Here is a 24790-nt window from a genome sequence, read left to right on the forward strand (position 1 = left end):
GTGCCGGTCTGGGGCCTCAGGGCCTGCCGAAAAGGGCGCGTGCCTCAGCGGCGAGCACCACGGACCCGACGATCAGCACGCCGGAGGCCGTCAGCGGGGCGTCGAAGCCCTCCGACAGGTTCACCGCCTGCTCCACCCCGGACATCAGGGTGGGGGCCACCACCACCCGCTCGGCTCCGAATACCTCACGCGCCACTGCACCAAGATCGTCGGCATCCATGGCGCGCGGAGACTCGACGGGTACGCAGACGACGGCGTCGCAGGCCGGCTCCAGAACGGACAGAATGCCCCCGGCGTCCTTGTCCTTCATGAGGCCGACCACGGCAACCAGGTGCTGGAAGCCGAAGGCCTCCTCCACGGCATCGGTGAGGGCGTCCACGCCGTGGGGGTTGTGGCCGGCATCGACGATGACCGTCGGGCTGGAGCGCAGCACCTCCAGGCGGCCGGGGCTGGTCGCCGAGGCGAAGCCGTCCTCCACGATCTTGGCCGGCAGCGGCCTGCCGCCGAAGACGGCCTCCGCGGCGGCCAGGGCCAGCAGGGCGTTGTGCGCCTGGTAGCCGCCGTGGAGGGGCACGAACACGTCCTCGTACACGGCTGCGGCGGTGGCGAAGGTGACCATCTGTCCGCCGACGGCCATGGTGCGGTCGAGCACGCGCAGCTCACCAGCCCCCGGGGCGTCCGGATCCTCCTCCGGATCGAGCTCACGACGCCACAGGACCTGGTGAGCCTGGGCCGCCTCAGCGATGACTGACTGCGCCGGCTCCGGCTGCAGGGCGGTGATCAGCGTGGCCCCGTCCTTGACGATACCGGCCTTGTTGGCGGCGACCTCCGCCAGGGTGGTGCCGAGCCAGGCGGCGTGGTCGAGCCCGATCGGGGTGATGACCTCGACATCGCCGGGCACCACATTGGTGGAGTCCCAGGTGCCGCCCATGCCGACCTCGATCACCGCCACGTCGACCGGGTAGTCGGCGAAGGCGGCCAGGGCCATGACGGTCAGCACCTCGAAGAAGCTCAGCCGGGGGCCGCCGTCGGCCTGAGAGCGGGCGTCCACCATCTCGATGTAGGGGGCCACGTCCTCCCAGGCTGCGATAAAGCCCTCCTCGCTGATGGGCTCTCCGTCGAGGGCGATGCGCTCGCGGATGGTGGCCAGGTGCGGGCTGGTGAAGCGTCCGGTGCGCATGCCGGTGGCAGCCAGCAGCCGCTCGGTCATGCGGGCGGTGGAGGTCTTGCCGTTGGTGCCGGCCACGTGCACGATCCGGTAGTTGCCTTCGGGGTTGCCCAGGATGTCCAGCACGGCCGCGACCCGCTCCAGTGAGGGCTGCACCTGGTGCTCGGGGGCGCGGGAGAGTATCTCCGCCTCAACCTGCCGCATGCGCGCGGACACCTCGACGGCGTGGGCGGCGGCGGTCAGGTCGGCGCGGTGACGTTCTGCGTCTGAGCCGACGGCGTCGGTGTCGGTGTCGGCAGCTGCGTCGGGCAGCACCGGCTCCCACTCTTCCCAGTCGTCGGACTCTTCGGCATCGACCTCGGCCAGGAGGGCGTCCAGGCGCTCGAGGTCGCCGCCGGGCACCATGTTGGCGGCGACCAGTTCACGCAGGGCGGCCAGGTCCTCCGCCTCGGCCTGCTCACGGTTGCGCGCTGCGGAGGCGTCCGCCTCAGCGACCTCGGCCAGTGACTTCCCGTCGGGCGAGTCGGAGGCCTCAAGGTAGGGCAGCAGCTCGGGGTCTATGCCGGAGTGCGTACCGCCGGGACCGTAGACGGCGTCGACGACCTCCTCGCCGCTGGCGCCGGCGGGAATACCGAAGGCGGCTCCGGGGTGGATCTGCGGCTGCTCGCCGGTGTGAGCGTCCCGGTCATGCTGCTGCTTGCTGCTCATGTACGTGTGTCCCTGCTTCCTGCTCGAGGGCGAACCCGGGCAAGCCTAGATGATTGCTCCCGGGGCCGGCGGGCCGGGGCCGGGGCCGGGGCCGGGGCCGGGGCCGGGACCATATCTACCGATCTCGGCACGTAACTTCTACCGATCTCGGCGTTGGTCGGAGGGCCGGTCAGCGCTCGGCCTCGACCAGCTCGATGAGCTCCCCGATGCCCTCGTGAATGCCGAAGGGCCGGAAGGGGAAGGCCTCGACCTGCTCCAGGGAGGTGGAGCCGGACAGCACCAGGTGCGTGCGCAGGCCGGCCTCGACGCCCGCCTGGATGTCGGTGTCCATGCGGTCCCCGACCATGGCGGCGGCCTCGGAGTGGGCGCCGATCTTGTTCAGACCCGCCCGGATCATCACCGGGTTGGGCTTGCCGACGAAATAGGGGGAACGCCCCGTGGCCGCCTGAATCATGGCCGCGACGGCACCGGTGGCCGGCAACGTGCCCTCATCGGAAGGACCGTTGACGTCGGGATTGGTGGCGATGAACTTCGCCCCGCCCTCGATCAGGCGGATGGCGCGGGTGATCGCGTTGAAGTCGTAGGTGCGCGTCTCCCCCAGGATCACGTACTCGGGGTCCTGGTCGGTCATGACATAGCCGGCACCGTGCAGCGCCGTGGTCAGGCCGGCCTCACCGATCACATAGGCGGTGGAGGCGGGAGACTGCTGAGTCAGGAACGCCGCCGTGGCGTTGGCGGAGGTCCAGATCCGCTCCTCGGGGACGGTGAGCCCCGAGCGGGCCAGCCGGGCGGACAGGTCCCGGTTGGTGAAGATCGAGTTGTTGGTCAGCACCAGGAACGGCATGCCCTTGCGCTCGAGGGCGTCCAGGAACTGCTGGGCGCCGGGCAGGGCGCGGTTCTCCCTGACCAGCACGCCGTCCATGTCCGACAGCCAGGCGGTGACCGGAGGCATCTCGTCGAGCGGAAGCGGCGCGGCGGTCGCGTCGCCGACGGGGAGCGTTGATGAGGTCATGGGGCAATCCTGCCATCGCGGGCCGACAAGCGGGGCGGACCGCCGTCAAGACGCTCGGCCGCCGCTCCACTCCCCCTCGGGGGTGCGGTCCAGGCGGTCCAGGATGCCGGCGTCGCGGAAGGCCCGCAGGGTGGCACCGGGGCCGTCGGTGAAGTGCTCCCAGCCGGTCTGGTGGGCGACGACGACGTGCGGCGCGCCGAGCACCTGGGCGGCCGCACTGGCCCGCTCGGCGGACAGGCTCAGTGGCCGACCCGCGAACTTGGCGGGCACGGTCGCCCGGCCACCGTTCAGCACGGCGTGGTCGATGCCACCGAAGCGCTCCTTGACCTGAGCGATCAGTTCCAGGGAGGCGTTGTCCCCGGTCAGGTAGATGGTGGTGTCGGGCGCCTGGATGACGAAGCCGGTGACCTCGCAGTTGACGTATCCGGCGGCATCGACCTCACCGTCGGCGGGCCCGTGCTGCGCGGGCACGGCGGTGACGGTGACGCCGTCGCCGACAACCGCGGACTGCCACGGGGCCAGGCCCTCCGCGGGCTGGCCGAGCTGCCGGGCGGAGCCGGGGTTGGTCAGCAGTCGCGGGGCGGCCAGGGCGAAGGCGCGTCCGGTGACGTCGAGGTTGTCGGCGTGGTCGGCGTGGCTGACCAGGACGACATCCACGTCCGCTAGCGCGTCGGCGGGCACGGCCGGCCCGCGGGTCTTGCGCAGGGCGCCGTAGTCGGTGGGCGGGTCGAAGGTGGGGTCGACGACGAAGCGCAACCCGGCGACGTCGACGACGACCGTGGGCCCGCCGACGACGAGGAAGCCGATTGGCCGGCGTGGCAGCCGTTCAGTCATGGATCCTCCGTGTCTTGACTACTGGCCACTTTACCGGCGCTTCCGGTTTAGGGGCGTGACGGTGTGGTCTCGGCAGGTCGTGGCTGAGATGGAGGGCAGGGTCAGGGTCCCGGAAACTGGGAGCTGTCGAGCCCACTCGATTACAGAGACCTCTAGCGCATATGACCGGTCAGCCGGGGACTCATGCACTGCTGTTGCGTCTGCGCCGATGGAGGTGCGAGCGTGCCGGAGGGCGGCGGCCACGTGGGCGCCAATACTCAAGCGCCCGTCGAGACCGGGCGTAGCACACGTCTCATCCGGTCAGGATCGCCCTCACCGGAACAAATCAAGACGTTCGCTCTCCTCCCCCTCACAGCATTCATGAGGGGACCGGACACCTCCTAGAACTGGCGTAGAAGCCCAAGCACTTACGTTGTTCCCGCAGTACTAATCGTCGCCGCGCATGTCGCTCAGCACCGCTCCGAACGGCCGCCGTCTCCATCGGGAGGACGTCCGGTTAAGAATCACTCCTGCAACCGTGCCTCCGCCCTGCTCGACGGCAAGCATCGCCTCTTGCAGATCGTCAACCGTGGTACGCCCCGCACGAGCCACCAGCAGTACGCCACCAACACGTTCCGCCATCACCACCGCATCCGCAAACGGCAGCACCGGAGGAGAATCGACGATTACGATCCGGTCAGTTTCCAAATCGCTGATGAGTGCGGCCAGCCTCGACGACGCGACCAACTCGGACGGATTTGGTACTACCCGTCCTGCAGGAATGAAATCGAGACCGGTAATCGACGTCGCCGTCATCACCTCCTCCAACGACGCGTCCCCGGCGAGCAACTGCGAAAGCCCCCGCGCATCCGGATCGAGCCCGTATGCCTCGGAGAGCTCCGGCGCACGCAAGTCCCCCTCTATCAGCACCACGCGCTCACCCGCTAGCGCCAAGACCCGGGCCAAGCGCGCCGCCACCGTGGTGCGCCCCTCGGCCGCCCCCGGTGACGTCACGATGAGGCTGCCGCTGCTGCCAATCCCTTGAATCACATTCGTCCGCAGACGCCGCATCGCCTCCTCGACAGCGGGGATCGCCGCCCGTACCTGGCCCGACCGGCCGATCGACTTCGAATACGGAACTACTCCCAGGGCAACCGCATCACCAACAGCGCGCACATCATCGACCCCTCGCAACGTCTTGTCCGTCACTTCCCGGAGAATGATCCAGATATAGCCCAGCACCACACCGCCAACGGCGCCGAGGCCGACAATCCTGATGCCCGAGGGAGACCGGCTCGCTCCTGACAACTCCGATGAGGACATCAGCACTAGTTCAGCGGGGTAACGCTCACCATCTAACTCGCGCACCTCCTGCGCCGACTGCAGAATTGCCTCATCGGCGACCCGCCGCGCCATGGCAGGTGAGGAAGCTGTCGCCGTGACCACAACCGTTGCCGTGTTCTCGGCATGCGTTGCGGTCAACGATCCAGCGATTTGCGACGCAGTCTCATCCAAGCCGAGGGAATCAACAACCCGTTGGCCAACAATATCAGAAGTGAACACCGAGATAACCGCATCGATCTTACGCGAGGCCAGCTGAGTCGCCATATAATACGAGTCAGTCGTCTGCTCAACATCGTCCGGGACGGACACGCGCATGTATCCGACGGCTCGGGCCGTGTAGGTCACAGGAAGCGCCGCAACGACGGAAAGCGCCGCCATCACGCAAAACACAGTAACCAGCACTAAGCCGCCAATACGCTGCCGAGTGAGAATCAACAGTCCATTCAGAGTCATCGACCAACCACCTCGCATCGCTCGATTCTTGCCCTTGCCGTGCACGCGCGGCGCCCAACGCACCACCAACGGAATACGATCTCGAACTCGCCGTGACAGGCGCACCAATCTACAGCGATCACAGCATGACTCCCTTGAATGCCTTCTTCTCCGGGAGCACCAACTTATCACCGAACCGCGCATCATAAACGTCGGGCTCGAAATATGAGGTGCCGTTCGCGTCGGTGAACGTGATCTCTCCGAAAAACACGCGTCCGTCAACCTCGTAAAAGTCCACCCTTGCGCACGCAAACCCCTTACCAAGTTCCTCCGCAAGCCGGGTCATCTCGTCCAGCCGCACAGGCGGGTCCATCTCACCGGCGAGTCCCGCCGCCCCGCGATACTCGAACGGCGCCCTGACCCACCCAGGGAGATAGGTTCCCCGCACTATGTTTGAGTGCCTACCATCGACAACGAAAATAAACTGGACAACACCGTCAAACGTCATGAACTTATAGTCACGCAAACCACCCGAGCCGTCTTCGAGCAGGGCCTCGCACACGATACGAGGCTCGCAGAACTCATAATGCAGCTCAAACCCTCCCCGCATGGCATGTCTCCACGTCAGCCAGTCCGCGAGAGTCCGCCGCGTACGCGCCACATCGAGTTCGCTCTTGTCGTGGACAACAATGTTCCAACCAGAGCCGTGCGTCGCCTTAAGCACGAATGAGTCCGGTAGGACGTCGAAGTCGATATCATCCGGATCATCCCAGACGCCTAGCAACGGTACCAGGTACTCCGCGCCGATACGCTGGGAGACCCATTCCCGAACCAAGAACTTGTCAGCAAGTCTCCCCTTGAGCGGAGTAGAATCATACAGCTTGAGCCAATGAATTTTGTCCGCCAGCGTGCGGGGATTATCAAGGTCGCACGGCCGACGAATCAACCAGCACCACTGGACGAGTGCCGCGCGATACTCCTCTGGCTTAAGTCGACAGTTGCGTCCATGCAACACGCGCAACCCCCGAGACAACGCCCAATGCGGAACAAACTTCTTTAGCGCGTGCCTGACTTCCACGCCAAACCCTCCTGACTAGAACCATACCTTTAATACGAGATACCACGGCGGGACCAACAAAAGTTGACCGGATCAGTCGGCCCGCCACGACCACACCCTGCCACACATCAGCTAAAACGAAACTAAGCCACCCCTCTCCCGACCCGGGTGTTGATCCACACGCGCGCCTCGTTCCTCAACGCACTCACAATACCGAGGTCCGAGAGCAGCAACAACAGCACGGATGCACCGGTCACACTAACTGATAGCGGCGATGCCTCGAATGATGAAACACCGGCGATCACTCCAACCAATGCCAGCTGACGATAGATCCTCAGACCTGTCATGGGCAGCGACATTCTTCTCCTGATGTCGTAGGCCCGGATGCCGAACATGACGACGTACGCCGATAGCATGCCGAACACGGCGCCCCAAAGTCCAGCAGCCATCGAAAGGAGCATACCGACGATGACGTTAACTACTGCACCAACCAATGTCGACACCATCAGCATTCGATTGTCCATAAGCGCCTGGTAGAAGCTCTCGAAGAAGATCGACAACGCACCGAAAGCGGCGGCGAGCATCAGCAGTGGGACGTATCGCCACGCAACACCGAAGTCCGAACGCAACAACAGGCTCGATATCTGCCGACTCAGCGCGATTACGGCGCCGGAGAGCAGCAGCACCGCCCATGCGTAACCGCGCAGCACGCGCACGAAGAATACTCCACTGCCTGGAGAACCTATCGCCTTCGACGCGGAGTACTGCCAGGCCAATTGGAACACCGAGGTACCCAGATTGATGACCGCCGGCAGCTTGCTCGCCGCGGTGAAGATCCCCGCATCGCCCGCACCGCAGCACCAAAGCACGATGTATCGTCCCGATATGCTGACAACCCACCAGGCAATCAAGTTCGGAACCAGCGGCAGACTGTAGCCGAGCATCCTCTTCAACAACGTGAGGTCAACACTAGACCATGAAAGGAAACGAAACTCCCGAGACGCCACGAACGCGATCGCAGAAGCTGCAAAGTGCGCTATCGAATACGACCACAAGTAACCCGATACGCCTCCACCAGCGTGTACCACCAACCAGTAGGTTGTAGCGAGCAGGGCAATGGCATTCGTCATCCCGTACAGGACATACCGCTTAACATGTCCACATCCTCTCGCGAACTGTGCCGTTGCCTTGTAAGAGCAAACGGAGGCGAAGAGCACGAAGACCGGCAGCGCAAACGTATAGCCCAACGCAACGCGGGCGACCGCGCACATTACACCGACACAAACGGCGCCGCCTGCGAGCAGGATGACAGAGTTCGTGAAAAGACTGCGCTTCTGAACCTCCTCATCGATCGAAAACCTATATAGCGCCTCGACAGCTCCCAGGGACATCACCGGCAGTAATACCTCGGTACTGTTGTTGGCGAGTTCCGCGACTCCGTACTCCTCCACGGTCATCACCGTGGTGTACAGAGGCATCAGGACAAAAGAGACTAGCTTCACGCCGAGCGTCCCGAACGCGAACAAGACCGTATTGCCGATGAGTTCTCGAAGCCTTCCTCTATCGCCTGATACCACGTTATACCCTCACCATCACGCATAGTACCAATTGACGTGCCACCAGGTCATCGCTATGGCACACTCACAACTTCGGACCATTCCCCTCACCAACCACGATACGCGCTGGCACACCAACAGCCGTCGCACCAGCCGGAACATCAGCCAGAACCACAGCGCCCGCCCCGATCACCGCATCATCCCCGACAACAATGGGTCCCAGTAGCGTCGCCCCGCATCCAATAAGTACCCTGTCCCCTATCATGGGAACCTCCTTCAGACCGCTTCTTCCACCAATGGTTACCTGATGCGATACCGTGCAGTTCTCGCCCACGACAGCGTCCGGGTGTATCACCACTGCAAGCGCGTGGTGAGGAAACTTGGTCCCCCTCCCAACTCGAGCACCATAGGGCACGTCACACGCGAATACGACTCGCATCAACGCCCTCACGACGTACGCGAACAAGCGCATGTGGCGTTCGGAGAACCAACGCGCGACTGAATAGCAACGGTACACCGGATCCACGGTCATCGCCTTTCCTGCAGAAAACTGACATAGGGAAACAGGTGGAACCACTCCGGGCGGAGGGCTAAGGAGACCGTTTTATGCACAAAGCACAAGGGGACCGTCAGCACCTCCGCACCAATCCGACGCGGAGTATCGCCCCGAGACATCACGTTCGCGACTCCAACCACGAACGGGAGGGTGAGGTACATCTCGATCCGGTCCAGCATGTTGAACCCGAGCGAGACTGTCATTACGCCGATATCCAGCAGCACGAACGCGAGCAGGACCCGCATCCTCCCAGAGGCATCATCGGCAACGGCTGCAGTCCAGCCGCAACCCGCGGCAATCACAGCCACAACGATCCTCACGCAAATGCCCAGGACCGTGGCCGAACGGATTCCTCCTTCCGCGTACGCTGAACTGAGGTAATGCCCATAGTACGTGAGTACGTAGGACACACGCGTCAGCACTACGCCCAACGTAACCGCCGCAAATAGAACCACAGCACCCGCCTTGAGCCAGCCAGCAAAGGTATGAGCATTGATCGAGGTTATGAAATAGACGGGCAGCAGGATCAGCGCGGAGCTGTGGAACTGTGTTGCCAGCAGTATCAGCAGCACGTAGCGAACCGGCCTGCGGTCCAGCAGCGCAGGGAAGGAAAACAAGAACAGCGCAACCGCGAGCCCCTGCCTCAGCGCGAGCATCACGTCGTAATAGATCGACATGCCGAATGCGAGCAGTACGGCAACCGAGTTCGAATACGCATACCGATGAATGAATACTGCGATCGATCCAAAGGACAGGACTGACAAGGCGAGCAGGAACACATTGAAGTCGTCCGTGGCTCTGCTGATCATGTAGTTCAAGAGCACGTATCCGTGCTCGAAGCGGCTGACGGAGTACGCCTCGCTCAATGAATCAGCACCGGCGATCGAGACGAACACCCTCCGATACTCAGGGGTATCGCTACCCACCGTCACGGCCCGCATCGAGCTCATCGCTATAAAGGCGCCGGTCGCGACGAGAAGCGACAACGTCCCCTTATCGACGCCGTCGGTTTGCGTTCCAAGGGACAATCCGGCCGCGAGCAACAGGCATGCGAACAGGGCGAAATGAAGCCACATCACCGTCCCCCCGTCAGTGCGAGTTCCTCATAGCATCGCATAATCTCGTCGACCGCGTCACTTACGTCATAGCCGCTAAGACGTGTCGCTTCAGCACCGAGCTCTCTGCCCCGATCGGTCTGGAGACGTACCGAATCGATCTTCCTCGCCCACACATCCGGAGGTGAGTCAAGCGCGACGAACGAACAGTTCAACGTCTCAATCTCCCTAGGCACCCTGTCCGAGCACACCACGGGGACACCGGCGCACTGCGCTTCAACCCCGACCAGCCCGAGTCCTTCGAACCTCGACGGGAGAACAAACACGTCCATCGCCTGGTACAGCTCCGAGACCCGACCACTGTGTCCCAGGAAGATGACCCGATCACCAATGCCCTGCTCACTGGCAATGGCCTCGTAGCGCTCTCTCAGCTGCCCATCTCCAACCAACAGCAGACGGCTAGTGGGCTCACGCTGGACGAATTCCTTGAAGACCGACAGCAGAAGCGTGTGGTTCTTTTCCTCGCTGAACCTGCCCACATGACCGATCACGCACGCTCCTTCAAGACCGAACTCGGCCCGCACTGATTTCCTGGTGCCCTCATCGAAGGCGAACCGCTCGACCTCAATCGCGTTTCGCATGACGGTAAAGCCATCGTCACCGAACAGATGGACTCCGGCATCGTTCGAGCATGCCATACGTGCATCCGAGTACCGCGATATGTTCCTGCACGCCAACCAATTACGGAACGCCCTGATTCGACTGCCCGAGTATCCCGTAGAGTGCGAGTGAACTATCACGCTGGCATTCCCATTGCGGTGAATCACAGGCCACAAGAACCGGGCCAGCATAGGATCATGAATATGGACCACGCGATACTCGCCCTCATGTTCCTTTAAAACCGTAGCCAAGTGCCTTCGTATTGTGAAGATGTTCTTGCTGTCTGGTCCTTCAAGACACCTGCCCCCAAGAGACTCGATCTCTGCCTGATAGGTTCTGTCTGACGGGTGATAGTAAGTGTAGAAATCGAACACTACTCTCGTGCGATCGATGTGCCGGAAGTAATTCATCAACACGCCCATCACACCTGAGCGGACCGTCAGCGAAGAGTGAATGTGTAACACCCGCAGGGCATTTGCGGGCGCCTCGTGAGAACCATCTGCCTCGTTAGGCAGCATTATTTCCACACTCCTTAGCACAATCGTATCGCATCGTCACCGTCAGGCGCAGGTCCTCCTCCACCCTCTATTTGAGTCGAAACACCTTGATCACTCCCCATGCTATCAGATGATATACTGACGTCACCACACCCAGGCGCTCTATTCGACGATACAGGGTCCAGTGATACTTCACAAGACTGAGCTTGTTGCTCGATACCGATCCTGACCGAACGCGGTAGTACGCAAGCACGTCGGGAATACTCCATATGAACGGCTCCGTCCGCAGCATACGCAGCCATAGCGCGTCGTCGTTACGCTTCCTGATATCGGGCACTTCGAACTTGCCCATCCGTGACACGTCGTACATTACTGTGGAGTTCCCCACCGGGCAGTCCAGAAGCAGACGGCGATAGGAGATCCGCTTCGGACTACGTATTACCCTGCCCTTGCGCATCCCTGGTCCGGTAACCTGCTGGTAGGCGGTGCATGTGAAGGATAAAGACTCCGCTGTCATGAACTGTAACTGCTTCTCGAGCTTATCGGGGTGCCACAGGTCGTCGGAGTCGAGAAAGGCCATGTATTGGCCTCGAGCGTCATTCATGGCACAATTGCGCGCAACAGCGGCGCCCGAGTTGCATGAAAGCCTGAGGCACCGTATGCGCGAGTCCTCGCGGGAGAGCTCGTGCGCCAATTCTGCGGTGCCGTCCGTCGAGCAGTCGTCCACGATAATCAATTCCCAAGCGGTATAAGTCTGCGCCTGCACGGATCGCACCGCCTGCTCGATAAACGCCTCGCTGTTGTATGCGGGCATGATCACGGATACGAGGCCGGGTTCTAAGTTCATGTTCCCCTGTTCTCCCACTTACCTGTCAGTCAAGACCGCACGAATGGTCAACAGCATGATCCTGAGGTCCCGAGCGATACTGAACTTCCGAATATCATCCAAGTTGAAAGCCATTTTTCTAGGAAGGATGTACTCCGTGTATGCCCGCTCGGCGTCTGTAATAGATGTCAGCAGTTGCGCCTCATCCTTGAACTCAATACTTGCGGTTGAAGTGACGCCCGCAGGCAGCAACAGCGTCGCCAGCATCTCTGGAGTGTACTTACGGACATATTCCGGAACCTCAGGACGAGTTCCCACGAAGCTCATGTTCCCTTGTAAAATGTCAATCAGCTGACTAACCTCATCGATCCTGTACCGACGCAGGAAGGCACCTACTCTGGTGACTCGTGCATCGTTGTGCAAGGTCACCTGCAGGCCTGACTGATGCGGAGCCGCCTTCATAGTGCGGAATTTGTGTATCTCGAATTCGCGGCCGAACTGCGTCACTCGCTTCTGCCGAAAGAATACGGGCCCCGGAGACTCGATCTTTATGATGATTGGAAGAAAGGCGAACAGCCATCCGAACGCAGCCAACATCACGGCCGCTCCCGCAATGTCCAGCAGTCTTTTGAGCCGCAGCTCGCGCTGCCGTTCAACCAGCCGGTCGTAGTACGGACGCACGGCGTGGGTCCGCATCTCCTCAGGCAGATCCTTCCAAGGAGGCATCACCGCCATGATCCGCTTGGCCGGATCAGCACGTAGGTTCGACATGTATCTCCCAAACATGGACTTCCCGCCGAACGGGACGCGCATGCTTTAGCACGTAGGCTGCAGTTAGTGTTTAAGCAATCCGGTTGTCGGCGTCGCACTCAATTTCCGACAACCCGCCTGCGGGTTCAGAATTGCATACACCACCGGGCAATCAACCATTTACAAGCGGGGCCTACCGCGTCGAGAGCCCCGCCACCCCTCGTGAGAGACCTGGCATGCCAGAGAACAGCAACTGGTCGGCTGCCTGAAGCGGTCAACTTGCTGGTGGGCTTGATTGTTGGTGGACTCAATTAAGGTCGCATCAGGGCTTGCGAGGCCTCCTCATCTGCTCAGGGCGAGGCTAGCGGGGATGTCGCGTGCTAGCGATCGAATGCTACCGCTCTTGCGCTGCGTACTACCAGTCACACCGCGCAACGTTGCCATATTGGGACTGTCGTCTTCAGATCGACATCGGCTACAGGTGTTTCTTTTGTACGTCCTTTAGAGCACGAAACGAGCGTCTGACGCTCCCTCCTGCCGGGATACTCTACTTCCGGAGTCCCGGCTACGAGGCGTTTCGGAGCGTTGTCGGAACACTTGGCTCTATTGAGTTCGATGACCCTAGGAGTCATGGTCGCCTGTTGACATCCCAGCGATGCTCGGCCACCGCCCGGCTGAGCCTGTGCGCCGCTACGACGCTCTGCTGTCATGGGGAGAGCGAAAACGAGGCCGGATACGGACCTAAGGCACCTGTATCCGCCAGACTGTCCTTGCCAGCTGGAGGGGTGTCCGTGCATGGCGGCGTCGGATGCCGTGCGTCCTCCGGTGTGGCGCCAGAGATTAGGCACCCCGGAGATGGCGTCGAGGTTGGTGGTGTGTCAGGCGAGCGGCGGCCACCGCGAGGTCCAGTTAAGTGGCGGCCGTACCGCGGGCGCTGGTAGAGGATCCGTCGCGGTGGCCGGTCGTGCTTGGCGACCGGCCACCGGGCCGATGCAGGTTCCTCTTGCGATGGCCAGCCAGGCCCGGGATCAGGCCCGCGCCACCTTGGCGCTGGGAGCGTCCACGTCGGCGCTGATGACCTGCACCTCCACACAGCTGACCTCGCGCCTGATCAGGTCGAGGTGGGCGCCGGTCCAGGCCTGCTTGTCCGCCGGAACCGTCAGCGTCGCACGGGCGGGCTCACCGATGCTCAGCCCGGTGGCCTTGCGCTCGTCCATGATCAGGCGGACCAGGTCGCGGGCCCAGCCCTCGGCCTCCAGGTCGTCGTCGAGCGCCGTGTCCAGCACCACGAAGGCACCCGAAGGCAGCACGGTCGCCGACAGGGCGTCGTCGCTTACCTCGATGCGGGTGGACAGGGTGAAGGCGGAGTCCTCCGCCTCCAGCACCACCGGGGCGCCGTCGAGCAGGACCGTGTCGAAGCGGACGTCGCCGTCCGCAGTGACCTCCCACTCCCCCGCCTTGACGGCGGCGAACAGCTTGGAGGTGAGCTTGCGGACCTGCGGGGAGAAGGCGCGCGGGTTCAGCGCCAGCTCCTCGGTCAGCTCGTAGCCGGCGTCGGCGGCGTCCACCACCCGCACCTGCTTGACGTTGACCTCCTCGGCGATCAGCGCCGTGAAGGGTGCCAGCCCGGCCGGGTCGGCGGTGGCGATGGTGAGGGTGCGCAGCGGCTGGCGCACGCGCAGCTTGTCCGCCTTGCGCAGGCTCAGCGCGGCGGAGACGGCGTCCCGCGCCTCGTCCATGGCGGCCACCAGGGCGCCGTCGGCCACGTGCGCGGGCAGGACCGGCCAGTCGGTGAGGTGCACGGAGCGCTGCCCGGTCAGGCCGCGGTAGATCTCCTCCGCCAGCAGGGGGGCCATCGGAGCCATCACCTGCATCAGCACGCGCAGCACGGTGGCGAGCGTGTCGAAGGCGGGGTGGGAGACCGCGGCGGAGCCGTCCATGAAACGCGCACGCGAGGTGCGCAGGTACCAGTTGGTGAGCACGTCGATGAACTCGCGCACGGTGTGGGTGGCGCCGGTGACGTCGTAGGCGTCCAGCTGGGCGCCGACGGTGTCGGCCAGGTCCTTGGCCCGCGCCAGGATGTAGCGGTCCATTACGTGCAGCGACCCCTTGGGGCCGAACAGCGCGGCATCGGCCGGGTCCACGCCGTCGGTGAGGTAGCAGGCACCGTCCTCGCCCGCGTGGGCGGCGTACAGGCTGAAGAAGTACCAGGCGTTCCACAGCGGCAGCATCACCTGGCGCACCGTGTCCCGGATGGCCCGGTCGGTGACGGCCAGGTTGCCGCCGCGCACCACCGGGGAGGACAGCAGGAACCAGCGCATGGCGTCGGCGCCGTCGCGGTTGAAGACCCGCTGGACGTCGGGGTAGTTGCGCAGGGACTTGCTCATCTTCTGCCCGTCGTCGCCCAGCAGGATGCCGTGGGAGACACAGGTGGTGAAGGCGGGCCGGTCGAACAGGGCCGTGGCCAGCACGTGCAGGGTGTAGAACCAGCCGCGGGTCTGCCCGATGTACTCCACGATGAAGTCGCCGGGGTTGTGGGACTCGAACCAGTCCACGTTCTCGAACGGGTAGTGCACCTGGGCGAAGGGCATGGAGCCGGACTCGAACCAGCAGTCCAGCACGTCGGGGATGCGCCGCATCATGGACTTGCCGGTGGGGTCGTCGGGGTTGGGGCGCACCAGCGTGTCGATGAAGGGACGGTGCAGATCCTTGACCTCCACCCCGAAGTCGCGCTCCAGGTCCGCGACGGAGCCGTACACGTCGGTGCGCGGGTGGGCCGGGTCGTCGCTCACCCACACGGGGATGGGGGCGCCCCAGAAGCGGTTGCGGGAGATGGACCAGTCGCGGGCGCCGGCCAGCCAGTTGCCGAAGATGCCGTCCTTGATGTGGCCGGGCACCCAGGTGATCTCCTGGTTGAGCTCCACCATGCGGTCGCGGATGGCGGTGACCTTGACGAACCAGCTGGAGACGGCCTTGTACATCAGCGGCTTGCGGCAGCGCCAGCAGTGCGGGTAGGAGTGCACGTAGGAGGCCTGGCGCACCAGCACCGCGCGCACGGCCGGCTCGCGGCGGGCCAGCGGTCCGCTGCCGTCGCGCAGGTCGGTGACGATCGGCTTGTTCGCGTCGAAGATCTGCATGCCGGCGTAGTCGGGCACCTCGGCGGTGAACACGCCGCCGTCGTCGACGGGGATCACCGTGCCGACGCCGTAGGCCTGGCAGGTGTACATGTCGTCCTCACCGAAGGCGGGCGCCAGGTGCACCAGGCCGGTGCCGTCGGTGGTGGTGACGTAGTCGGCGGCGATAATCTGCCAGGCGGCCGCCCCGGGAGCGGCGCCCTCGGCGCGGTGGGCGTCGTCGTCGAAGAAGTCGTAGATGGGCGTGTAGCGGACCCCGACCAGGTCGGTTCCCTTGTAGGTGGCCAGCACCTGCGGGTCCTCCCCCAGCTCCCGGGCGTAGGCGCCCAGCAGATCGCGGGCGAGCAGCACGTCCTGGCCGGCTACCGGGGAGTCGAGCTCGGCATCCACGTGCACGGTCACGTAGTCGATGTCCGGGCCGACGGCGACGGCGGAGTTGGACGGCAGGGTCCAGGGCGTGGTGGTCCAGATCAGGGCCAGCTCGGGGGCGGCGTCGGGGCGGGTGGCATCCAGCCGCTGCTCCAGGCGCAACCCCACGGTGACCGTGTTGTCCTGCCGGTCCTGGTAGATCTCATCGTCCATCTTGAGCTCGTGGTTGCTCAGCGGCGTGCGGTCGTGCCAGCAGTAGGGCAGCACCCGGTGGCCCTGGTAGGCCAGGCCCTTGTCGTACAGGGTCTTGAAGGCCCAGATGACCGACTCCATGTAGGAGGGGTCGAGGGTCTTGTAGTCATGGTCGAAGTCGACCCAGCGCGCCTGGCGGGTGACGTAATCCTCCCACTCCTTGGTGTAGCGCAGCACCGAGGTGCGGCAGGCCTCGTTGAACTTCTCGATGCCCAGTCCGCCGGGGCGGGTGATCTCGGTGACGTCATCGATGCCGAGCTCGCGCTGCGCCTCCAGCTCGGCGGGCAGGCCGTGGGTGTCCCAGCCGAAGCGCCGCTCGACGCGATGGCCCCGCTGGGTCTGGTAGCGGCCGACCGCGTCCTTGACGTAGCCGGTCAGCAGGTGACCGTAGTGGGGCAGGCCGTTGGCGAAGGGCGGGCCGTCGTAGAAGACGAACTCGTTGGAGTGACCGTTGTCGTCCAGGGCGGGGCGGGCGTCGACGGACGCCTGGAAGGTGCCGTCCTGCTTCCAGTAGGCCAGGACGTCCCCCTCGATGGCGGGGAATGCGGGGGACGGCTCGACCTTCTGGCCGGGGCGGTGCAGGGGGTAGAAGGCGGCACCCGTGTGCTGGGCGGCGGTGGGCTCTTCGGCCATGTGGTCTTGCCTCGCGTCTTACTCGTTGTCGGTGGGCCGGACGACTGGCCCGGCCCGGGGCCTTACGAGGACGACGCCGCCCCGCCCGCCGGCACTCCGGCATGGCGGGGACCGCACCGCGGTACCACCTCGCTTGCCCGTTCCGGCGTAGCCGGGTCGGGCCGCTTGATTCGCAGCTGTGACGGGCTGTCCCGTCCGGTTCTACTGGGGGCCCGCCGTGGGCAGAGGCCCGGTTCTTCCGGAGGCTCGCCGGTGATGGCCGGGTCGGCGCCTGTGGCGGTGAGTGTAACCGCGGCGGGGGCGCGTCTCCATCGTCTGCGAGGCCCGGACGGCGTCGTACTCGCCACATTCGGGGCCGGGAGGCGGCCCTCCCGCTACCCAGGCCCAGGCCCCGCCGCGCCGGGCCCGAGTCCGCCCCATGTGCACGAGTACGCATCAACACTAGTCTTGAAGCTCTTCCGGTTGGTCGCTGGTCGTACAGCGGATTGTGCGGGGTGTGAACGCAGCCGTCTCGGGTACTCGGGACAAGCCTCAGGGGGTGCTGACGACAGGCGGGATCGTCGAGCACGCGGGGTAGCCGGTCAGGACGGCGGGCAACCCGCGGCGACGCTCGCCTGGAGGGGTCCTCGGCGACTGGAGCGCGTCCTCGGCGGCGGACCCGCGTCGTGGGCGGCCTGCCGTGCGCTCAAGGCGGGCACCGATACGCTAGGTGTGCCTGGCCGCCCCAGGCGCATCGCCCCAACCGGAGGACACCACACCTTGGCCGCCTCAACTCATGCTCCCCGGCACGATGGCCGGAGCGTGCCGAAGTATCAGGAGATCTATGAGTTCCTGCGCGGTGGAATCGAGGCCGGCCGCTTCCCCTTCCGCGCCTTCCTGCCCAGCGAGAACCAGTTGAGCGCCGAGTTCGGCACCACCCGTCCCACGGTGCGCAAGGCATTGCAGTACCTGGGCTCCCAGGGTTATGTGCAGGCCATTCAGGGCAAGGGGATTCAAGTCATCTACCGCCCGCGCTCAACCTCGCGGTTCTTCCTGTCCGGCATTGAGTCGTTGGCGGAGGCCGGCGAGCGCATCGGCACCACCGTGCGCACCGTGGTGCTCTCCTCCACCGTCGAAACCATCTCCGAGCAGGCCGCACTGGCCTACGGATTGAGCGCGGGCACCGAGGTGCTGTACCTGCGGCGGCTGCGGCTGTTGGACGGCAGGGCCGCCATCATCGATCACAACCGCTTCCTGCGCTCGGTGGTCCCAGAGATTCCGCCCGCGGCGGCGGAGTCATCCATCTACGCCTTTCTGGAGCATGACCTGGGAGTGCACATCGCCACCGCCTCGCGCATGGTCACCATTGAGCCGGCCGACGAACTGGACCGCCGCTACCTGGACCTCGACGGCCTGGACTGCGTCGGCGTAGTGGAGTCGCTCGGCTTCGACGACTCCGGGGTGCCGTTCGAGTACACCCGTTCCCACCACGTGCCGGCCACCTTCGGATTCGTGGCGACGGCGCAGCGCCTGCCCGCCCGCGGCTGAGTGCGAGGCAGGGGCGGGCGGGACTCGAACAGTCCCGCCCGCCCCCGGATCACCGACGGCAGGCCCCTAGCGGGCGACCGGCTCGCGGTTGCCCAGGCGTACCTTCTCCACCGTGCGCTCGGTCTCGAAGTCGGACTCCTTGAATCCGAAGAAGTAGGTGGCCAGGAAGGACACCGCCAGGGTCACCACCGAGGCGATCCAGAATCCGGTGAAGGACCCGTCGATGCCCTCGGGGTTGACGAATGACGGGAAGCCGACGAAGGCACCGGTGAAGCCCCACATGTTGACGTCGAACAGGCCGGTGAGCAGGCCGCCCACGGCGCCGCCGATGGAGGCGGTGATGAACACGCGGCCGTACTTGAGGTTCAGGCCATACATGGCGGGCTCGGTCACCCCACACAGGGCCGAGATCGTGGCCGGTCCGGCCAGCTGCTTGATGCGCGGGCTCTTGGCCTTGACCCACAGCGCGAGGGCACCACCGCCCTGGGCGATCATGGAGGCGGAGACGATGGCGTTGAGCGGAGAGTATCCGGGATCGGCGATCTGCTGGGAGATGATCGGGATGACGGCCCAGTGCAGGCCGAAGATGACCAGGCACTGGTAGAAGCCGCCGATCAGGAGTCCGGCCACCGGGTAGGACAGGCTCAGCACCCAGCTGACGCCCTGGGCGATGGCGCCGGAGATGGTCATGACGATCGGGCCGAACACCACCAGCACCAGGGTGGAGACGATGAAGATCTCCAGCAGTGGGGCGAAGATGGAGCGCACCACCGCCGGAATCCACTTCTTGAGCCATGGCTCGAGCTTGCTGGCCAGCCACGCCGCCACGATGATGGGGAAGATCGAGTAGGCGTAGGCGTTACCCTCCGGCAGGGAGACGGGGATCCTGAAGAAGTCGGAGTTGAATACCGTCCGCCCGATCCGGGCGATCACGTGGTAGTCCTCGGCCGAGGAATCCGCCATGGAGACCACGGACGGGAAGGTGAGTACCCCGCCGATGATGGCCACGATGATCGGGTCCGCGCCCAGCCTGCGAGCGGAGGTGAAGCCGATGATGATGGGCAGGAAGTAGAACATCGACGAGGCCATCGCGTCGATGAAGGTGTAGGTGGAGGTGCCGGTGTCCACGACGTTGAACTGGGTGAGCAGTGCCAGGATCCCCTTCAGAATCCCGGAGGCGGCCAGCACGCCGATCACGGGGATCATGGAGCCGGTGATCACGCCGATCAGTGAGGAGAAGCCGTACTTGACCCAGCCGATGGCGGTGGTCGGCCGCGGCGCAGCGGGGCCCGCCTGCTCCGCGTCCCCGCCGCCCTCGGCCAGGTGGGGCAGCTGCTTGATGATGGCCTCGTAGACGTCGTCGACGGTGGCGCCGATGACCACCTGGTACTGCCCGCCGGCCCGGGCGACGTCGATGACGCCCTCGGTGCCGGTGACCGCGGCGTCGTCGGCCTGGGCCTCGTCCTTCAAGTAGAAGCGCACCCGGGTGATGCAGTGGATGACGGAGCGGATATTGGCGGCCCCGCCCACCCCGGCGATGATGTCGCGGGCGGTGGCGTCGAATCCGGTGAGGCCGTCGTCCGGGGCGGGCGCGGAGGCGTCGGCGACCGCGGAGTCGCCGGAGGCCGCCTTGAGCACGGCGGCGGCAACTCCCGCACCGGCCTGCGCCTCCCCCGGGGTCAGCCGGAGCTCGGCCAAGGCCTGGGCGGAGTTGGTGACGGCCACGATGGTGGTTGTGTCCTTGCCGGCGGCGGTGATCGCCGCCAGGTCCATGGCGCCCAGGCGCTGGCCGGCCTGTACCGTCTGTCCGACGGCGGCGGTCAGGCGGAAGGGGCGACCCTCCAGCTCGACGGTGTCCACGCCCAGGTGCAGGAGGATCTCCAACCCATCGGCGGTGGCGATGCCGACGGCGTGGCCGGTCTCGGCCACCATGGTGACGGTACCCGCCGCCGGGGCGACGACGTCACCTGCGGAGGGAACCACGCCGAAGCCCTCCCCGAGCGCACCGGAGGAGAAGACCGGGTCGGGGACGTCGGCGAGCGGGATTATCTTGCCGGACACGGGCGCTACCAGCGCCTGTTCCGGGACGGATGCCGGGGTCATGCAGAGAGCTCCTCTCAGAGCCGAGTGTCGGTGCGAACGATGACGGCCAGTGCCTCGTACGGGGACAGAGCCATGACGGGGCTGAGCGGCCGGGTGGGGTAGTTCCCGATGAGTACTTCTCCGGCGAGGAACTCGGCGGGAATCTCGACCGTGGTCTGGTGACCACGGAAGCTGGTCAGGACGAGCAGGCGGGTGGCGCCGGCCTCGTCATCAGTCGGGCCGACAGCATCGGCTGCGGTGTCGGCACCGGAGGCGGGCAGCGTGCGGATGTAGGCGAACACGTCGGGGTTGTCCAGCATCCAGGGGGCGTAGTCGCCGTCGGCGATCACCGGCTCCGTCTTGCGCAGTGCCACCAGGCGCCGGTAGTAGGGCAGGATGCGCCCGCCCGCCTCCTCCGCGGCAACGTTGATCGAAGCAGCGTTGGTGGGGCGCAGCCACGGGGTGCCGGCGGTGAAGCCGGCGCCCGCGGTGGCGTCCCACTGCATGGGGGTGCGGGCGTTGTCACGCGCCTTGGCGTGGACGACGGCGAAGGCCTCCGCCTCGCTGCGCCCGGCGGCCTTCAGTTCCGCGTAGGCGTTGCGGGCCTCGATGTCCACGTACTCCTCGATTCGGGTGTAGTCCGGATCGGTCATGCCGATCTCCTCCCCCATGTAGATGTAGGGGGTGCCGCGCAGCAGGTGAATGGCGGTGGCGAGCATGGTGGCGGACTCGTAGCGGAAGCGGTCCGGGTCGCCGAAGCGGTTGATGGCGCGGGGCTGATCGTGGTTGTTCCAGAACAGGGCGTTCCAGCCGCCGCCGGCCTGGAGTCCCAGGGCCCAGTCGTTGAGGATGCGCTTGAGTGCGGGGATGTCAGGATCGGCCAGGGTCCATTTCTGGCCGTCGGCGTAGTCGACCTTGAGGTGGTGGAAGTTGAACACCATGGACAGCTCGCGCCGCGCGGGGCTGGTGTAGTCGACGCAGGCGGCAATCGAGGTGGAGGACATCTCCCCCACGGTGACGGAGTCGGCGTCGCGCCCGAAGCTGGCCAGGCACAGCTCGTGCAGGTAGTCGTGCACCAGCGGACCATCGGTGTAGACGAGGCGGTCGTCGGTGCCCGCGGGGGCGTCCGCCAGGGGCTCGGTCTTGCCGATCAGGTTGATGACGTCGAAGCGGAAGGCCTTCACGCCGTGGGAGCGCCAGAAGTTGATGACCTCTGCGGCACGGGCACGCACCTCGGGGTTGTGCCAGTCCAGGTCGGCCTGGCCGGGGTCGAACAGGTGCAGGTAGTACTCCCCGCCCAGCGGGCGGCCGGAGTCGTCCACGGGTCCGAACGGCGCCCAGGCGGGACCGCCGAACTTGGAGACCCAGTTGGTGGGCAGGATCGGCTCCCCCGTCGGTCCGTCACCGCGGGCGGGCCGGAGGTAGAAGTAGTCCCGGTAGCGCTGCTCACCGGCCAGCGCCCGCTGGAACCACTCGTGCTCGGTGGACACGTGGTTGAGCACCATGTCCAGCATGGGGCTGATGCCGTGCTCGGCCAGGGCGGCGACCAGCTCGTCGAAATCCTCCATCGTGCCCATCGCGGGGTCGACCGCGCAGTAGTCGGCGACGTCGTAGCCGTTGTCCTTGCCCGGCGAGGGGTAGAAGGGGTTGAGCCAGACGTAGTCCACGCCCAGCGAGGCGATATAGGGGACCTTCTCGAGGATGCCGCGCAGGTCACCGACGCCGTCGCCGGTAGTGTCCCGGAAGGACTTCGGATAAATCTGGTAGACGACGGCGTCGTGGAAAGTCATGGGGGTGCTCCGGGTCGGTCACGCTGCCGCACCCACGCGGCAACTTGTATACACAAGTACACACCACCGGTGAGCTCCTGACAACCCCGCCGCGGTTGGGCGTGGCACACATCTACGCGTTCGCCCCGCACACACGTGTTTTGGAGGTTTGCGGGCGCTTAACCCGTGCAAACCTCCAAAACACGTGGCCTCGGCGGGAAGGCGTGTGCGAGGCGGCCTCTCAGGCCGAGGTGTCCTCGTTCTGCAGCACGCCGGCGCTGTCGCCGCCCTCGGAGGTGCCGCCATCTCCGGAGCCACCGGTGGCGTCGTCGTTGGGCGTGGTGCGCCCGGCGCCGCCCTGACCCGTCTCACCATCGGGCATCTGGCCGCCCGGCATCTGCCCGTTACCCGGCATTTGGCCGCCGCCCGGCCCGCCCTGGCGCGGGTCGAAGTCGCCGCGCTCAATACCCGCCGGAGTCTGCTCGGGCGACAGCAGCTCGTTAGCACCCCAGCCGGCGCCGAACGCTGCCGCTATGACAGCGACGCCGGCGACGCCGGCGACCCAGGTGCGCCGGTACCAGGGACGCTGCCGCTTGGTCCGGGCGGGGGCGACGGCGTCGGTCGAACCCGCATCGGTTCCGGTTCCCGACGTCGGGTGCCGTGTGGAGGCGTCAGGGGCGGGGATGCTGGCGGTGACGTCGAAGCTATTGGACCTGGGCTCGGTCATCTGAGTCCTTTCGGCGCGTAGGAGACCTCGTAGTGTCGAGGCGTAGCCGAAGCTACGCACCGCGGCTGGATCACCCACGTACCGGCGCTGTGGCGCGGCTGTGTATTGGCCGCTGCCTCAGTCGCGGGCAACCACCGTGTTGGAGGCCTGCGCCCGGGGACGCACGATGAGCGAGTCGATGTTGACGTGCGCGGGCCGCTCCAGCGCCCACACGATGCACTCGGCAATGTCCTCAGCCACCAGTGGCTCGGCTACGCCCGCGTAGACCGCGGCCGCCCGCTCCCGATCCCCGTGGTACCGGTTCAGGGAGAACTCGGCGGTGGCCACCATTCCCGGGGCGATCTCAATGACGCGCACGGGCTCCCCCACCAGCTCCAGTCGCAGGGTGTTGGCGATGATCCGCTCGGCGTGCTTGGCGGCCACGTAGCCCCCTCCCCCGGGGTAGGTGTCGTGCGCGGCGGTGGAGGTCAGGAACACCAGGTCACCGCCCCGCTCGCGCATTTCCGGCAGGAACGCCTGGGTGACGCGCAGCGCCGCCAGGACGTTGCGCTCGTACATGGTGGCCCACTCCTCGACGCTGCCCTCGGCCACCGGGTCCGCGCCCAGCGCGCCGCCGGCGTTGTTGACGATGGCGTCGAGCGGGCCCCCGGCCTTGACCTGCGCAGCAAGTCGGTCAACATCGGCGGGCTGCTGCAGGTCGGCGGCAACCCAGGTGCAGCCGGTCTCCTCACTCAGCGCGATCAGGCGGTCACTGCGCCGGGCGGTGGCGACCACCTCCCAGCCGTGGGCGCGCAGCAGGCGGGCGGTGGCCGCGCCGATGCCGGTGGAGGCCCCGGTGACCAGGGCACGACGCGGGGAGGTTGCGGACGGGGTGACAGTGACTTGAATCATGCTTCCATTGTCCCCGCGAACAGCGGCCCGGGCAGGCATCTACCCTGGGGGCATGACGGTCTACGGCTTCATCGGTGCGGGCAACATGGCGGGCGCGATCGTGCGCGGGACCATCGCGGCGGGGACGAGCCCCACCGATGTGCTGCTGACCAGCGCCCACGACTCGGCCGCCCGCCTGGCACAGGCCACCGGGGCGCGGCACGTGGCCGCGGCCACCGAGCTCGTGGCGGCCAGCGACGTGGTGGTGCTCGCCGTCAAGCCGCACGTGGTGCCGACGGCGCTCGCCCCGCTCGCAGACGCCCTGCTCGCCCGCCGTCCACTGGTGCTCTCGCTCGCGGCCGGGCTGACCACCGAGCGCCTGGCCGGAATGCTGCCGCCGGGTGCCCGCGTGGTGCGGGCCATGCCGAATATGGCGGCCTCCGTGGGCCAGTCCATGACCGCCCTGGCTGCGGGCGCCGCGGCCACGCAGGCGGATCTGGAGGCGGCTCGTTCCCTGATGGGAACCGTGGGCCGCACCCTGGTGCTGGCCGAGCGGGACTTCTCCGCGTTCACCGCGCTGGCGGGCTCCTCCCCCGCCTTCGTGTTCCAGTTCATCGAGGCACTGGCCCGCGGCGGCGTGGCCGCCGGAATCCCCAAGGCGCAGGCGGTCCAGATCGTCACCCAGGCAGTGCTCGGCTCGGCGCTGACCGTGCAGGCCGAGGCGGCGCAAACCGCCCGGGCCGACGCCGCCGGCCGCGGCCGCACCCCCGCCGACCTGATCGACGCCGTCTCCTCCCCCGGAGGCACCACGGTGGCCGGGCTGGTGGCGCTGGAACGGGCCGGATTCTCCGCCGCCGTCGTCGACGGCGTGGCGGCGACCATTGCCCGCGACCAGGCGCTGGGCGCTTAATCTCTCAGTCATGCGCCGTGCGCGCACCCCCGCGGAGCGGCTAGGCTTGCAACGCACCTGTTCCTGACCGTTACCTTCTGCTG

Annotated in this window: 18 protein-coding genes; 2 read left to right on the plus strand and 16 right to left on the minus strand. The window is 65.8% G+C overall.

The features are described 5' to 3' along the window. Nucleotides 1–16: 16 nt before the first annotated feature. From BLR49_RS00775 to ileS, 12 genes are all read right to left on the minus strand, one after another. A complete protein-coding gene (locus BLR49_RS00775) occupies nucleotides 17–1876 on the minus strand; it encodes a bifunctional folylpolyglutamate synthase/dihydrofolate synthase (protein ID WP_092531954.1) in 1860 nt (619 codons plus the stop codon). A 169-nt stretch (nucleotides 1877–2045) separates the two neighbouring features. Continuing rightward, nucleotides 2046–2888: an HAD-IIA family hydrolase gene (locus BLR49_RS00780; protein ID WP_092531957.1), complete on the minus strand. Its 843-nt coding sequence runs from the start codon at nucleotides 2886–2888 to the stop codon at nucleotides 2046–2048. Nucleotides 2889–2933: 45 nt separating this feature from the next. After that, on the minus strand, nucleotides 2934–3722 hold the full coding sequence (locus tag BLR49_RS00785) for an MBL fold metallo-hydrolase (RefSeq protein ID WP_092531960.1): 789 nt from the start codon (nucleotides 3720–3722) through the stop codon (nucleotides 2934–2936). A gap of 426 nt (nucleotides 3723–4148) precedes the next feature. Further along, a complete protein-coding gene (locus BLR49_RS00790) occupies nucleotides 4149–5498 on the minus strand; it encodes a tyrosine-protein kinase domain-containing protein (RefSeq protein ID WP_176765718.1) in 1350 nt (449 codons plus the stop codon). A gap of 118 nt (nucleotides 5499–5616) precedes the next feature. Beyond that, nucleotides 5617–6555, minus strand: a complete 939-nt coding sequence (locus BLR49_RS00795; protein WP_092531966.1) for an ATP-grasp fold amidoligase family protein — start codon at nucleotides 6553–6555, stop codon at nucleotides 5617–5619. A 122-nt stretch (nucleotides 6556–6677) separates the two neighbouring features. Beyond that, nucleotides 6678–8111: a lipopolysaccharide biosynthesis protein gene (locus BLR49_RS00800; protein ID WP_092531969.1), complete on the minus strand. Its 1434-nt coding sequence runs from the start codon at nucleotides 8109–8111 to the stop codon at nucleotides 6678–6680. A gap of 64 nt (nucleotides 8112–8175) precedes the next feature. Further along, nucleotides 8176–8622 carry a serine O-acetyltransferase gene (locus BLR49_RS13915; RefSeq protein ID WP_342706613.1) on the minus strand — a complete coding sequence of 149 codons (447 nt, stop codon included), beginning with the start codon at nucleotides 8620–8622 and terminating at the stop codon, nucleotides 8176–8178. Next, a complete protein-coding gene (locus tag BLR49_RS00810; protein ID WP_092531972.1) occupies nucleotides 8619–9722 on the minus strand; it encodes an EpsG family protein in 1104 nt (367 codons plus the stop codon). The genes BLR49_RS13915 and BLR49_RS00810 overlap by 4 nt, the downstream gene beginning before the upstream one ends. Next, nucleotides 9722–10879, minus strand: a complete 1158-nt coding sequence (locus tag BLR49_RS00815; RefSeq protein ID WP_092531975.1) for a glycosyltransferase — start codon at nucleotides 10877–10879, stop codon at nucleotides 9722–9724. Before BLR49_RS00815 ends, BLR49_RS00810 begins: the two co-directional genes overlap by 1 nt. Nucleotides 10880–10946: 67 nt before the next feature. Continuing rightward, nucleotides 10947–11705, minus strand: coding sequence for a glycosyltransferase family 2 protein (locus BLR49_RS00820; protein ID WP_092531978.1), 759 nt, complete (start codon nucleotides 11703–11705; stop codon nucleotides 10947–10949). 18 nt (nucleotides 11706–11723) lie between these two features. Further along, nucleotides 11724–12455: a sugar transferase gene (locus BLR49_RS00825; protein ID WP_245690270.1), complete on the minus strand. Its 732-nt coding sequence runs from the start codon at nucleotides 12453–12455 to the stop codon at nucleotides 11724–11726. 1007 nt (nucleotides 12456–13462) lie between these two features. Then, nucleotides 13463–16822 carry an isoleucine--tRNA ligase gene (gene ileS, locus BLR49_RS00830; RefSeq protein WP_092531981.1) on the minus strand — a complete coding sequence of 1120 codons (3360 nt, stop codon included), beginning with the start codon at nucleotides 16820–16822 and terminating at the stop codon, nucleotides 13463–13465. 801 nt (nucleotides 16823–17623) lie between these two features. Here ileS and BLR49_RS00835 point away from each other — a divergent pair. Further along, nucleotides 17624–18349, plus strand: coding sequence for a UTRA domain-containing protein (locus BLR49_RS00835; protein ID WP_092531984.1), 726 nt, complete (start codon nucleotides 17624–17626; stop codon nucleotides 18347–18349). A gap of 66 nt (nucleotides 18350–18415) precedes the next feature. Here the strand turns inward: BLR49_RS00835 and BLR49_RS00840 are convergent, their stop codons facing one another. The 4 genes from BLR49_RS00840 to BLR49_RS00855 all read right to left on the minus strand — a co-directional run bounded on the left by BLR49_RS00840 (nucleotide 18416) and on the right by BLR49_RS00855 (nucleotide 23818). Continuing rightward, nucleotides 18416–20452, minus strand: a complete 2037-nt coding sequence (locus tag BLR49_RS00840) for a PTS sugar transporter subunit IIABC (RefSeq protein ID WP_092531987.1) — start codon at nucleotides 20450–20452, stop codon at nucleotides 18416–18418. A 14-nt stretch (nucleotides 20453–20466) separates the two neighbouring features. Next, entirely contained in the window at nucleotides 20467–22221 is a 1755-nt protein-coding gene (locus BLR49_RS00845) for an alpha,alpha-phosphotrehalase (RefSeq protein WP_092531990.1), read from the minus strand. Between the two features lie 220 nt (nucleotides 22222–22441). Continuing rightward, the gene (locus tag BLR49_RS00850; protein ID WP_092531993.1) at nucleotides 22442–22927 is read right to left on the minus strand and encodes a hypothetical protein; all 486 of its coding nucleotides are present in this window, start codon (nucleotides 22925–22927) and stop codon (nucleotides 22442–22444) included. A 117-nt stretch (nucleotides 22928–23044) separates the two neighbouring features. Then, nucleotides 23045–23818, minus strand: a complete 774-nt coding sequence (locus tag BLR49_RS00855; RefSeq protein ID WP_092531996.1) for an SDR family NAD(P)-dependent oxidoreductase — start codon at nucleotides 23816–23818, stop codon at nucleotides 23045–23047. Between the two features lie 52 nt (nucleotides 23819–23870). Between BLR49_RS00855 and proC the strand changes: the two genes are divergently transcribed. Beyond that, entirely contained in the window at nucleotides 23871–24707 is an 837-nt protein-coding gene (gene proC, locus BLR49_RS00860; protein ID WP_092531999.1) for a pyrroline-5-carboxylate reductase, read from the plus strand. Nucleotides 24708–24790 lie beyond the last annotated feature (83 nt).

The organism is Actinomyces ruminicola, from assembly GCF_900103885.1.
Taxonomy (GTDB): Bacteria; Actinomycetota; Actinomycetes; order Actinomycetales; family Actinomycetaceae; genus Actinomyces; species Actinomyces ruminicola.